General features: G+C 44.6%; 13 protein-coding genes and 1 other annotated feature. Of the genes, 4 read left to right on the top strand and 9 right to left on the bottom strand.

What is annotated here, in order from left to right; genetic code table 11:
- The first annotated feature begins 71 nt into the window (after positions 1-71).
- Positions 72-797: an SDR family NAD(P)-dependent oxidoreductase gene (locus KNO70_RS08175; RefSeq protein ID WP_214687858.1), complete on the top strand. Its 726-nt coding sequence runs from the start codon at positions 72-74 to the stop codon at positions 795-797.
- A gap of 38 nt (positions 798-835) precedes the next feature.
- Here the strand turns inward: KNO70_RS08175 and KNO70_RS08170 are convergent, their stop codons facing one another.
- From KNO70_RS08170 to KNO70_RS08155, 4 genes are all read right to left on the bottom strand, one after another.
- Positions 836-2,068, bottom strand: a complete 1,233-nt coding sequence (locus KNO70_RS08170; protein WP_078146605.1) for a DUF2254 domain-containing protein — start codon at positions 2,066-2,068, stop codon at positions 836-838.
- Between the two features lie 63 nt (positions 2,069-2,131).
- Positions 2,132-2,788: an adaptor protein MecA gene (gene mecA, locus KNO70_RS08165; protein WP_015881218.1), complete on the bottom strand. Its 657-nt coding sequence runs from the start codon at positions 2,786-2,788 to the stop codon at positions 2,132-2,134.
- A 171-nt stretch (positions 2,789-2,959) separates the two neighbouring features.
- Entirely contained in the window at positions 2,960-3,358 is a 399-nt protein-coding gene (spxA, locus tag KNO70_RS08160) for a transcriptional regulator SpxA (RefSeq protein ID WP_015881217.1), read from the bottom strand.
- Between the two features lie 177 nt (positions 3,359-3,535).
- The gene (locus tag KNO70_RS08155; RefSeq protein ID WP_214812104.1) at positions 3,536-3,673 is read right to left on the bottom strand and encodes a hypothetical protein; all 138 of its coding nucleotides are present in this window, start codon (positions 3,671-3,673) and stop codon (positions 3,536-3,538) included.
- A gap of 225 nt (positions 3,674-3,898) precedes the next feature.
- Between KNO70_RS08155 and KNO70_RS08150 the strand changes: the two genes are divergently transcribed.
- Complete coding sequence (locus tag KNO70_RS08150; protein ID WP_147536857.1) at positions 3,899-4,429, top strand: HD domain-containing protein; 531 nt, start codon at positions 3,899-3,901, stop codon at positions 4,427-4,429.
- 77 nt (positions 4,430-4,506) lie between these two features.
- On the opposite strand, the gene KNO70_RS08145 is transcribed toward KNO70_RS08150, so the two are convergent.
- The 5 genes from KNO70_RS08145 to KNO70_RS08125 form a co-directional block, all read right to left on the bottom strand.
- Positions 4,507-5,457 (bottom strand): ABC transporter ATP-binding protein, encoded by a 951-nt coding sequence (locus tag KNO70_RS08145; protein WP_015881214.1) that lies wholly within the window; start codon positions 5,455-5,457, stop codon positions 4,507-4,509.
- Positions 5,457-6,530 (bottom strand): ABC transporter ATP-binding protein, encoded by a 1,074-nt coding sequence (locus KNO70_RS08140; protein ID WP_015881213.1) that lies wholly within the window; start codon positions 6,528-6,530, stop codon positions 5,457-5,459. Before KNO70_RS08140 ends, KNO70_RS08145 begins: the two co-directional genes overlap by 1 nt.
- Before the next feature lie 23 nt (positions 6,531-6,553).
- Complete coding sequence (gene opp3C, locus KNO70_RS08135) at positions 6,554-7,579, bottom strand: oligopeptide ABC transporter permease (RefSeq protein ID WP_078146603.1); 1,026 nt, start codon at positions 7,577-7,579, stop codon at positions 6,554-6,556.
- On the bottom strand, positions 7,579-8,505 hold the full coding sequence (gene opp3b, locus KNO70_RS08130) for an oligopeptide ABC transporter permease (protein ID WP_078146602.1): 927 nt from the start codon (positions 8,503-8,505) through the stop codon (positions 7,579-7,581). The genes opp3C and opp3b overlap by 1 nt, the downstream gene beginning before the upstream one ends.
- 306 nt (positions 8,506-8,811) lie before the next feature.
- Positions 8,812-10,431 (bottom strand): peptide ABC transporter substrate-binding protein, encoded by a 1,620-nt coding sequence (locus tag KNO70_RS08125; RefSeq protein ID WP_074037428.1) that lies wholly within the window; start codon positions 10,429-10,431, stop codon positions 8,812-8,814.
- A 269-nt stretch (positions 10,432-10,700) separates the two neighbouring features.
- Here KNO70_RS08125 and KNO70_RS08120 point away from each other — a divergent pair, with 269 nt between their 5' ends.
- Positions 10,701-11,069, top strand: a complete 369-nt coding sequence (locus KNO70_RS08120) for a DUF3899 domain-containing protein (protein WP_214812101.1) — start codon at positions 10,701-10,703, stop codon at positions 11,067-11,069.
- A gap of 42 nt (positions 11,070-11,111) precedes the next feature.
- Positions 11,112-11,320, top strand: a binding site (T-box leader).
- A 49-nt stretch (positions 11,321-11,369) separates the two neighbouring features.
- Positions 11,370-12,380, top strand: a complete 1,011-nt coding sequence (gene trpS, locus KNO70_RS08115; protein ID WP_214812098.1) for a tryptophan--tRNA ligase — start codon at positions 11,370-11,372, stop codon at positions 12,378-12,380.
- The last annotated feature ends 81 nt before the right edge of the window (positions 12,381-12,461 follow it).

Here is a 12,461-nt window from a genome sequence, read left to right as displayed (position 1 = left end):
CCTCGTTTCTGTCATGTATTATCATTAATTATACATCGTAACGTCATCTTTTTGAGGGGAGCGAATGAATTATGGGGACTTTTCTGATCACCGGTGCGACAAGTGGGATTGGTCGCGCCGTCGCTTTGCAGTTGACTGGTAAGGGGCACCGTGTCATCGGGATCGGTCGGGATGAAACAAGAGGTGCGGCCCTTGAGTCTGATTCAAATGGACAAGCCATATTTATTCGATGTGACCTTGCTTCGATAGAGGACATCGACCATCTTTTCTCTCAATTGAAAGAACAAGGTGTGACCTTGAACGGATTATTCAATAACGCTGCTACTTTTGGTAGACCGGGCACACCTGAACGTTTGACACATGAGTCGTATAACGAGGTATTCGATGTCAACTTGTATGCGCTGAACACCGTCACACAACGTGCCATTCCCCTATTTGACCAAGGAGCGAGTGTCGTCAACAATGCTGCCATCGTTGGGCACGTCAAGTTCCCTCCGATGCTCGCGCATTATGCCGCTTCAAAGGCGGCCGTAATAGCCTTAACTAAAACGTTCGCACACCGAATGAAAGGAAAAGTAAGATTCAATGCCGTTTGTTTTGGACCGATTGACACACCGCTCAGTCACAAGCTATATGGGGGTGAAGCAAAGTTCAAAGAGGCGATGACCCACCATTTCCGGGGACATGCCGCACATCCTGAGGAAGTGGCGCCGGTCGTAGAATTTTTATTGACTGATGCTTCAACTTACATTAACGGCCAAGCCATCACAGTCGATGGCGGATATACATTGTCTTGAACAGAGACCACCTCTTCTTTAGAACAGGTGGTCTCTACTCATGTCGTCATCTTTTTAGCCCGATTCATTTTATTGCGCAAATAGTTCTGTTCTTTCGCATGAAGACGATCCCAATCAATCACATCCGCAAAATATTGAATCATGTCCTCAAATGTCGAATCGAGTGTTTCATGTGCTTGGAGGCGCGCCATTCGAATCGCCTCGAACACGGACCCCATCACAAAGATATCTCGGCTCGCATAAGTCTGCATCGGCGATAGCGATTCAAATAGAATCGTCTCAAGCGTTTTTCGTTTCACATGCCAGTCAGACTTCCCGTTCGAATACAAAAAATCACCATCTGGTAATTCACAAAGTTCTCTTAAAATATCCCCGATGTAATGAATCGCATGAATTGCGGTGTTCGGATCATTGATTCCTGGAGAGATTCCTCTTAGCGCAATCTCACTCAATTTTTCAATCGCAAATGACGGGTCTTGCATCGAAGAACGCACTTCCCCAATCTCAAATAACTCGATATCCGGTGCGTCCTCGCCTTTCCAAAACCCGAGTAAATCACCTTTGGCAACGAAATCCCCGACGGCTACGACGGACTCAAAGTCCGTTTCATGATCTCCTTGTTTCTCTCTTAAAAACAATCGGATGTACCCCGTTTGCGGAGCTCGTACCGCTTGACCTTCCAATGAATGGACAGATCGAGGCAAGACGAGATGAACCTCATCCGACTCAATCGCATCTTTTTGCTCGCTGATGACGGAGAGCGCTTCTTTATGTAACGCGGATAATAGACGTTCCGCCTGAATCGAAACACTGATCGTCTGGATGAACTTGACGAATGCCCAAATCGAACCAATAACTAAGAGCACACTGATCCCGGACGACAACACGACGCCTTCATCTGCCGTACGGACGAGGAATAGGTTCGAAATTCCATAAACCGTCGTCATGATGAAAAGACCGAGCGTATGCTTGGCCGACGTGTTCGTCAAAAAGTTATTGATTGTCCGGGGAGAGAACTGAGAGGAATACGTTGTCAATACGACCAGAATCGTGGAAAAACTGAACGTCATCATCGTCATCAGGCTCGTAAATGTCGAAGACAACACAGACGCCGCTGAGTCCAGGTCTAAATAAATAAAGCCTGGTAATAAATCACGAAAGAAATCCCCAAACACTTGGGTTAATGCCGTTAATACGATGCCACCCGTTCCGTATAAAAATGGGACAAACCATGCACTGTCATCAAGTAGTAATCGAATTCGTCTCACCATACCAACACCTCTTTACCGTCGATTTGAAAAAATCGCCTGTCCAACTGAACAGGCGATGTGTCATTAGAAATAGTGACGCACTTTCGCAAAGACGTCGCCATCGAGAATGAGTTTTCCATACTCTTCAAGCATCGGTTGCGTCTGTGTGCTGAATGTTAAATATTCTGCTAAAAGACTGAGTGCATTCTCTTCGTCTTCCGGTTCCATTTCATCCGGGAAATCAATCCACAAGTAGTAACGGTCTTGATAATGGTATAGTTTCAAATCAAGATCGCTGAACATGTCTCCTGTACGTTTACTCAGCGAAATGATTGCCTCGAAATCATTTGTTTCCATCGCGAGTGGTGCCCAAGCATCTGCCTCGGCTTCAAGTTCATCCAACTCACTCAATTGGTCGAGTACCGATTGTTGATCCCGTGCCTCATCGATTGCTGATCGAAGAAGCGAACCGAGTTCAGAATCGTCTTCCGTGTCCATTACATTTTTCGCGATTGTCACAGTCACTTCTAGACCTTTTTCAAAAGCTTGTACTTGAATCCATAGTGGACCATCAAACGAGATGTCTTCACGTTCGTGAGCCTCGTCCATCATTTGCCAGAACAGCTGCTCGCCACGTTCTCGGTTGTACCAAATTTCATCACGAGCAAAACCACGTTTTTCGATATCCACGTATGTGATGAAAAATTTGACGGTATTATCATTGATGCGCTCAATTTTCACGATTGTCCACTCCCTTCTCACCTCACTCCCAATTCACATAAGGAGGAGAGGGGAAATTGTCTTGTTATCTTTGTACCCTTTTTAACATCGTTCAATCTAGATGAAGGGTTATAACTTTATTTTATAGGAAATAATCGATAATAAAAAGCACACTGCTTAAACAGTATGCTCTCATTCATTCACAAGTCGCTGGGCTTCCTGTAATTGGAACGTCCGAACTTTACGTGGCAAGAATCGACGAATCTCATCTTCGTTATATCCGACCTGTAAACGTTTCTCATCAATCAGAATCGGACGACGTAAAAGACCTGGATATTCTTGAATCAAATCGTAAAGCTGTTGAAGAGATAACGCATCAACAGACACATCGATTTTAGAAAAGACTTTCGAGCGAGTCGAAATGATTTCATCCGTCCCGTCTTCTGTCATACGTAAAATTTGTTTAATCTCATTCAATGAGAGCGGTTCTGAAAATATGTTTCGTTCTGTAAACGGGATATCATGTTCTTCGAGCCAAGCCCGTGCCTTTCGGCAAGATGTACAGCTTGGAGACGTATAAAGTGTGACCATTTTTCTTCCTCCCTGATCGAGTATGCGTCCATCTTTTTAAGTGACTCTATTTGTATACCCAAATTCGCATCCACTTAATTATAGTAATTCTTATTTATCAAAACTTCAATGATATTCTTTATCAATCAGATATGAAAAGAGGGCGCATTCGTTGAATGCGACCTTGAACGACCTAACTTAAGACGCAGGGATTCGAGAAACCGGTTGAGACACCGTCTCTTTCCCTGGCTTGACTTGTAAGTCTTTAAACTTTTTCTTCAATACTTCTTTCAAAAGTCTCTTTTTCTCTCGCAGAACTTTGTCACGTTCTTTCATGGCCTCTCACCCCCATACAGCGTAAGGAACCAACCGAGCATTACCGATTCTGAAAATCTTGAAGTTGCACTATATCTACATTTAAATTATAGCACACTCGTTTGTGAAATGTGAATCATTCTTATACATTCATCTCAAATTTAAACGGATATCGTTTGCAATGACTTGAAGAAACCTGTATAGTTTATAGAAATAACCTTTTTATTTTTAAGGAGGAGAGCGATTATGAGAATCACTTTAGAAACGATTATGAAACATCCGGTTACCCAAAAATATTTAACTCGATCTGGCTTAAAACATGCGGTCGACGTCTGTGAACGCGCTCTCGAAATGGCAACGAAACGTGGTCTTGATACAGATTTGGCGACGAAAGCTGCGCTTCTTCATGATATCGGACACTATGAATGGTATACAGAAGGTAAATGGAATTATGATTTGTATCGTCAGAACGATATCCATGCGATCAAGGGGGCCGAACGCGCCCACAAATTATTGATTCGTTTAGGGGAAGATCCAGCCCGAGCAAAAGAGATTTCTGTCATGATTCTCTTGCACACGGATTCCTACCTACCACCGAGTCGTATTCAACGAACTCCACTTCAACAGCTCGTCCATGACGCGGACACGTATGTGGAGCAGCCAGGCGGTCTTCATCATTACGAGACAATGGAAATTGAAGATGCGTTAGCTCGCGTCCGTCAAATCGACGCCATCGTGGAACGTCTTTCTAATTTACCACGCATCTCGAACGGATAATCAGTCACCTACTTTAATAGGTGATTTTTTTGTGCAAAAAAAATCCTGACTCAATAAATGAGTCAGGATTGATTTCGTTATACGAGTTGCGCTTTATACGCTTCGTACTCTTCGTCTGTGAGCGAGACATAGTGCCCCGGCTCAACTTCGCGAAGTGGCGGGATACTTGAATCTTCATCTGAACGTCCGACTGGACCTTTTGATGTTGACTCGTATACGATCCGCTTACGTGTACGTTCATGCTCCGGGTCCGGAAGCGGAATCGCTGAAAGGAGCGATTTCGTGTATGCATGAATTGGGTTCTCGTAAAGGCGATCTGCTGTCGCAAGCTCTACGAGGTGACCTTGATACATAACACCGATACGGTCAGAGATGTATTTAACCATCGACAAGTCGTGGGCGATGAACAAATACGTCAAATCGCGATCGCGTTGCAATTCTTTCATCAAGTTGACGACCTGCGCTTGAATTGAAACGTCAAGTGCTGAGATCGGCTCATCGGCGATGATGAAGTCCGGTTCAACCGCAAGAGCACGGGCAATCCCGATACGCTGACGCTGACCACCTGAGAATTCATGTGGATAACGGCTTGCGTGCTCTTTTGTCAAACCAACTGTTTCAAGAAGGTCATATACGCGATTCATGCGGTCTTCTTTCGTTTTCGCAAGACCATGAATATCGATTCCTTCTGCGATGATATCAGCGACCGTCATACGCGGATTGAGCGAGGCGTATGGATCTTGGAAAATCATCTGCATCGCACGGTTGAATTTCAACTTGTCTGCTTTTGATTTTTTATCGTGAACGTTTTCGCCTTTGAACACAACATCGCCATCCGTCGCATCGTAGAGACCGATAATTGTACGTCCTGTCGTTGACTTACCGCAACCAGACTCACCTACGAGCCCAAGCACTTCACCTTTGTAAATATCGAATGAGATTCCGTCGACCGCTTTGACAACACGGCCACGACCAATTTTAAAGTGCTGCTTCAGGTTTTTTACCTCGAGTAATTTCTCGCGTTCCATTATTCAGCACCACCTTTCGTAAACGATTTTGCGAACGCACTGTCTGGACGATATTTGAGAGCGAGTTCACGAATCGCACGTGGCGGATTAACCGCTGGTGCTTGTGGGTGTAACAACCAACTTGAAGCAAAGTGTGTATCACTTACTTGGAACATCGGTGGCTCTTTCTCAAAATCAATCTTCATCGCGTATGGATTACGCGGTGCGAACGCATCCCCTTTTGGAGGATCGAGCAAGTTCGGAGGCGTACCCGGGATTGCCGGTAACGCTTCATTGCGGTCATCCGTCGGACGTGGCATCGAACCGAGAAGTCCCCATGTGTATGGGTGACGTGGTTCGTAGAAAATTTCATCAACCGTTCCTTTTTCAACGAGACGTCCCGCATACATAACAGCTACACGGTCAGCCATGTTCGCAACAACGCCAAGGTCGTGCGTGATGAAGATAATCGCTGTGCCGGTCTTTTGCTGAATATCTTTTAACAGTTCAAGAATCTGCGCTTGAATCGTTACGTCGAGTGCTGTTGTCGGTTCATCGGCAATCAACACTTTTGGGTTACATGCGAGTGCGATCGCAATAACGATCCGTTGTCGCATCCCACCAGAAAGTTGGTGTGGATACTGTTTCAAGCGTGCTTCAGGGTTTGGAATCCCTACAAGTGTCAACAATTCGAGCGTACGTTTCTTCGCATCCTCACCCGTTAACCCTTGGTGCTGTTTCAACCCTTCTGCGATTTGCTTGTAAATCGTCATCGTCGGGTTGAGCGATGTCATCGGGTCTTGGAAAATCATTGCGATGTCGCGACCACGAATTTTAAGCATTTCTTTTTCCGAAAGTTTCGCCAAGTCTTTTCCTTCGAACATGATTTCTCCGTTCGTGATTTCACCTGGAGGGTTCGGAATGAGACGCATAATTGCCTTCGAAGTAACGGATTTACCTGAACCCGATTCTCCTACGATGGCGAGCGTCTCGCCTTTTTTCAAATCAAACGAAACACCACGAACAGCCTGAACTGTTCCTGCATATGTGTGGAACGAGACCTCTAAGTCTCGGACTGATAAAATCGTTTCCATGCACGAGTCCCCCTCTTTCTTTTTTATTTACGCATTTTCGGATCGAACGCATCACGCAAACCGTCAGCAAGCAAGTTGAAGCTGACCATAAGCAAGACGATGATGACAGACGGGATAATAAGAAGGAACGGGAATGTCCGTAGTTCTTTGTATCCATCGTTGATCAACGTACCAAGTGATGCCTGTGGTGGTTGAAGCCCGATTCCGATAAAGCTGAGGAATGCCTCGAAGAAAATAGCAGATGGAATCGTGAACATGAGTGTGATGATAATAGCACCCAATGTGTTCGGAATTAAATGTTTGAAAATCAAGCGTCCACTTGAAGCACCGAGTGTACGAGCTGCCAAGACGAACTCTTGGTTTTTGAGTTTAAGAATCTGCCCTCGAACGAGTCGACTCATCCCAATCCAACCGGTGATGGCCATGGCAAGGATGATGGTGAAGACACCTGGGTCAAAGATCAAGATGAACAAGATGATCAAAATCAAGTTAGGTACACCTGTCAAGATTTCAACAATACGTTGCATGATGTTATCCGTACGTCCACCGAAGTAAGCTGAAATACCACCGTACGCGACTCCAATGATTGTATCGATGATGGCTGCGACTAAACCGATGAAGAGGGAGATTCGTGTCCCTTCCCAAATCCGCGACCAAAGATCACGACCGAGATAATCGGTACCAAACCAGAAGTTTTCTTCTACATTCTTCTGTTCGTAGAAGTCGATTTCACGACCTCCAAGTGTTGCCAACCCATCAAACCCAGCCCATTCAAGTCCAGTGACTTTAGGCGGTAGTTTTGCTTGCGAGATGTTCTGTTCGTATGCATCTCGGCTTGAGAGCATCGGTCCAAACAAAGCGAGTGCGACGAGAATTAAAATAATCGAGAGCGAGATGATAGCCGCCTTGTTTTTCTTTAGGCGCATCCATGCATCTTGCCAAAAGTTCAAACTTTTTCCGGCAATCCGCTCACCAAGCTGTTCATTCATTTCAACTGGTGTGAACATGTCTTGGTCGAACTGTTCGTAATTCTTTTTGTTTTCAATCATCAGTTATTCCCCCCAAGACGAATACGTGGGTCCACAACCCCATAGAGCAAGTCGACAAGTAAAATGATAATAATGAAGAGGGCCGAGAAGAAGAGTGTCGTGCCCATGATGACAGAGTAATCATTCAACGTGATTGACGTAACGAACAATTCTCCAAGACCAGGTACTGCGAAAATTTTCTCGATAACGAATGTACCCGTTAAAAGTCCAGCTGTCATCGGTCCAAGAATCGTGATCGCTGGGATCATCGCGTTGCGTACCATGTGTTTCCATACGATGGCGTTACCCGTCAACCCTTTCGCTTTCGCGAGCGTGACATAGTCTTGTCCGGTTACTTCTAACATCTCGGTTCGGACGAAACGGGCAATTGATGCCGTAACCCCGAGCGATAACGAGATGGTTGGTAAAATCGTATGAGCTGGTGATTCCCAGAATGCTACCGGGAGCAACTGTAATTTAACTCCAACATAGTACTGAAGGAGGGCTGCAAAGACGAACGATGGGACGGAAATCCCGATTACCGATACGAACATTGCACCATAGTCAATTGCCGTATTGTGACGAATCGCCGCAACAACACCCAACAATACACCTAATAGAGTTCCAAGTACTAATGCCTGAACCCCTAATTGTGCCGATGGACCGATACGTTCCATAATCAACTCAGTTACTGGACGGTTAGCCGTACGGAACGATACGCCAAGGTCACCTTGTAGCATGTTTCCAATGTACGTCGCATAGCGGACCGGAAGCGGATCATTGAGTCCGTAGCGGTCATTCAACAATTGAATTTGTGATTCTGTCAGTTTTTCCTGGTTCTGATAAGGCGAACCTGGGAGCAGGTCCATCAGGAAGAACGTGAACGTGGCAATCAAGAAGAACGTGATGAGGCCGTAAGTCAGCCGTTGTAGGATATAACGTCCCATGAATAAAAACCCCCTGTTTTGTCTAATTCTTTCTACTACTTGCACCAACAGCATCACTATGACATATGACCTATTTTTCAAATTCACAAAATGAAAGGAATTTTCTGAAAGAATAGCTTATACGTCATCTCAAGGCTCTTAGTACAGCGACTGAAAATAAAGAAAATTCTTTTCAGAGATTATTCTGAATTTTCACTGTTACTACATTATACTTTACCAACAAAACATTTGAACAGTATTTTCTCATACTTCGCTAGAATTTTTTAGAAAATTGGGGACATGCGGTTAGCATGCCCCCTCCTTCCATTACTTAATATCAACGTATTTGTACTGGTAATCAGCACCAAATAATTGACGGTTGAAGTTCTCGACGTTTGGACGGATCAAGTATGCCACACCAGCTTGGTAGATAGGCATGATTGCTTGATCTTGTTCAATCAAGAGAGCTTCAGCTTCTTTGAACAAGTCGTAACGTGCATCGATGCTTGTTTCAGCAGATGCCTCATCAATCAACTTGTCATACTCAGATGACGAGTAGTTGATGTCGTTTTGTCCATTGTCTGAAGTGAAGATACCAAGGTTCGTAAGCGGATCTTGGTAGTCAGGTCCCCAAAGTGCGAATGACATTTGGTAGTCCCCTTTTGCTTCACGCTCAAGTTTGTTGTTGAAAGGTTGTTGAGCGATCTCAACCGTTACGTTCGGCAAGTTCGACTCGATTTGACCTTTCATGTACTCAGAGATTTGTTTCGATACTTCACTGTCGAACGAGAGGAGTTCGATTGTTGTTGCTTCTCCACCGGTTACTTCTTCCCAAAGTGAAGCAGCTTCTTCAGTGTTTGTTTTGAAGTATTCCACGCCTTCTGTATAATCCGTTCCGTCTTCATACTTGATGAAGTCTTTCGGGATGAATGACGTCGTTGCTACTGAACCGTTGTTCAAGAGCTGATCGATAATTCCTGATGGGTCGACTGCACGTGCGATTGCTTTACGTGCATTTACATCAGAGAAAAGTTCATCTTCATGGTTAAACTTGAAGTAACCAACTGCAGAACGAAGACCTGTGTTGTAATCTTCATCCTCTTGGAATGCTGCGACTTGTTCTGATGCGAGACCAGCATAGTCGACATCGCCCGCTTCATACAAGTTCACGACTGTAGATGTTTCTTTAACAACTTTCACATCAACTGAGTCGAGAGCAACATTTTCTGCATCCCAATATGATTCGTTTTTCGTTAAGACATAGCCTTGTTCACGATCCCATTTAGTCCATGTGAACGGTCCGTTATAAAGAAGGTTTTCAGGACCAGTCGTGAAGTCTTCACCTTTTTCTGTAGCGAATGCTTCGTTGATCGGAGTGAATGTACCGAACGAAGTAAGTGAAAGGAATGATGGGTCTGGACGCTCGAGTGTAACTTCGAGTGTCTTCTCATCGATTGCTTTTACGCCAAGCTCTTCTTTTGGTGTGTCACCAGTGTTGATTGCTTCAGCGTTTTTAACTGTGTTCATGATGTATGCGTACTGTGAGCCTGTTGCAGGATCAACAGCTCGTTGCCAAGCGTAAACAAAGTCGTTTGCTGTGACCGGTTCCCCGTTTGACCATTCAGCATCACGAAGTTTGAACGTGTAAACCGTTTCGTCTTCGTTTACTTCTGGTTCGCCTTCAGCAAGTGCCGGTACGGCATTTCCATCTTTATCAAGACGGTAAAGACCCTCCATTGTGTTGGCGATCAAGTTGAATGCGACCGCGTCTGTAGCAAGAGCCGGATCGGCTGTTGTGATATCTGACGTATCCGTCAAACGAAGAACTTTTTCTCCGTTTGAAGAAGAACCGCCGCCATCAGAGTCTCCGCCTGTTGAACAAGCCGCGAGAACTGAACCGAGTGCCAAGATGATCGTCATCATGAGCAAAATCGATTTTTTCTTCATTGCGATTTCCCCTTTCATTTTGAAAAGCTAGCCGATCGTCGAATAAACATCTTACTTTTTCTTTAATTTTCTGAATATTTCATAAAGTATTCGACGAAAGAACGTTAGGGCTATTGTAAGAAACTTTTAATATAACTGTCAACTATTGAATAAAACGCTATCACTTGATTTAACGTTCTTACTCGCTTTATGCCCTACGTTCCTAGTATCATAGAAGAAACACGAAATGTTGACACATTTCTTTTATCGATTGAAAGGAGATTACAGTGTTGAAAAAGTTTCGAAATATATTGATTGTCTGGGGGATTATCACACTTCTCTATACCGTTTGGTCGATTTTTTCCTATTTCCGAAGTGAATCTTTCTCGTTTCACTTAAGTGGTGGCTTATTTGTATCAGGTATACTCATCTTTGCCATCGGGATGTTCTCCCATATGAGTGCAACAGGTCTATTTGACGGAATCATGTACGGATTTAAGCGTAATCGACGTGCAAAATTGAAGGAAATTGACGCAGACTATGAAGAAGATGAGGAAGAAGATCCAGAAGATCGGCAACTTCGTAAACAATCGGCTTGGAACTGGGTATATGTCGGAGTTGGAAGTATCGCTCTCTCATTTCTCGTCGCTCTGATTTAATCTTTTCGTCACTTGAATCCTGTGCTAAACTAAATGAAGAATAAGAACACTTGGATGAAGACAAGTAATTCAATTCCCCTTTTCCTCAGAGAGTCTACGGTGCTGTGAGTAGATGAAAAGTTATTGAATGAATGGACTTCGGAGTGGCTCGCCTGAACAAAAAGTATGGCGAGACGGTTCACGCCCGTTAACGCGTTCAAGTGGCATAGTATATGCAAATTTGGGTGGCACCGCGGTTATTCGTCCCGATTTATTCGGGAAGACGACTGCGGTTTTTATATTTTTCGGAGGTGTATACACATGGCAACGATTTTTTCAGGAATCAAACCGACCGGCGTCGTGACGCTCGGGAACTACCTTGGCGCGATGAAACAATTCGTCGACCTACAAGACGACAACAATGCCTATTATTGTATCGTCGATTTACATTCAATTACTGTTCAACTCGACCGTGTCGAGCTCATGAACAACACGCGAAAATTAGCAGCACTTTATCTCGCGTCCGGTCTCGACCCGGAAAAAGCGACGATTTTCGTACAGTCTGAAGTAAAAGCACACGCTCAACTCGGTTGGATGCTAACGTGTATCGCCGGCATGGGTGAGCTCGGTCGGATGACGCAGTATAAAGACAAGTCGCAAGGCAGCGAGAATGTAGGCGCAGGGTTGTTCGTTTACCCGACGCTCATGGCTTCTGATATTTTGTTATACAATACGGAACTCGTTCCAGTCGGAGACGACCAAAAGCAACACATCGAACTTACTCGTGACTTGGCGGAACGCTTTAACAAACGTTATTACGAGACATTCACGATGCCGGAACCACTCATTCAAAAAGAAGGCGCACGGATCATGTCTCTCACGAATCCCGTGAAGAAGATGTCGAAATCGGATTCGAATGCCAAAGGATATATCTCGATGCTCGACGAGCCGAATGTCATCCGCAAGAAAATCAAGAGTGCCGTCACAGATTCGAGTGGTGTCATCTCATTTGATCGGGAGAATAAACCGGGGATTTCGAACTTGTTAGAAATTTACTCGCTTTCGACAGGGACCCCAATCGATGATCTCGTCAAACAATATGAGAACTCGAACTATGGGACGTTCAAACAAGATGTGGCGGAAGCGGTTGTTGCTCTACTTGAACCAATTCAAGCTCGTTATCACGAATTGCTCGACTCTCCAGAACTCGATGAAATTCTTGATGCCGGTCGTGCGAAAGCTGAAGCCGTCGCAAATAAGAATCTCGCGAAGATTGAAAAAGCGATGGGTCTCAGTCGTAAGCGCCAAAGTGAAAAAATAAGCTTGTTGTGACAGAACTCTCCATGTGAGAGTTCTTTTTTGTATTAAAAAATGTACATAAAAAGAGAGACAGGCGTCCCTGTCTCTCTTCGT

The organism is Exiguobacterium sp. s181 (assembly GCF_018617125.1).
Lineage (GTDB): Bacteria > Bacillota > Bacilli > Exiguobacteriales > Exiguobacteriaceae > Exiguobacterium > Exiguobacterium profundum.
Note: the sequence above shows the minus strand (reverse complement) of the source record. Positions and strands in the feature narration are given on the sequence as shown.

Coding starts and splice junctions, on each gene's coding strand:
- KNO70_RS08175 (WP_214687858.1), top strand. CDS start 72: ATGGGGACTTTTCTGATCACCGGTGCGACAAGTGGGATTGGTCGCGCC.
- KNO70_RS08140 (WP_015881213.1), bottom strand. CDS start 6,530: ATGGAAACGATTTTATCAGTCCGAGACTTAGAGGTCTCGTTCCACACA.
- trpS (WP_214812098.1), top strand. CDS start 11,370: ATGGCAACGATTTTTTCAGGAATCAAACCGACCGGCGTCGTGACGCTC.
- spxA (WP_015881217.1), bottom strand. CDS start 3,358: ATGGTCACACTTTATACGTCTCCAAGCTGTACATCTTGCCGAAAGGCA.
- KNO70_RS08145 (WP_015881214.1), bottom strand. CDS start 5,457: ATGGAACGCGAGAAATTACTCGAGGTAAAAAACCTGAAGCAGCACTTT.
- KNO70_RS08155 (WP_214812104.1), bottom strand. CDS start 3,673: ATGAAAGAACGTGACAAAGTTCTGCGAGAGAAAAAGAGACTTTTGAAA.
- KNO70_RS08170 (WP_078146605.1), bottom strand. CDS start 2,068: ATGGTGAGACGAATTCGATTACTACTTGATGACAGTGCATGGTTTGTC.
- opp3b (WP_078146602.1), bottom strand. CDS start 8,505: ATGGGACGTTATATCCTACAACGGCTGACTTACGGCCTCATCACGTTC.
- KNO70_RS08125 (WP_074037428.1), bottom strand. CDS start 10,431: ATGAAGAAAAAATCGATTTTGCTCATGATGACGATCATCTTGGCACTC.
- opp3C (WP_078146603.1), bottom strand. CDS start 7,579: ATGATTGAAAACAAAAAGAATTACGAACAGTTCGACCAAGACATGTTC.
- KNO70_RS08150 (WP_147536857.1), top strand. CDS start 3,899: ATGAGAATCACTTTAGAAACGATTATGAAACATCCGGTTACCCAAAAA.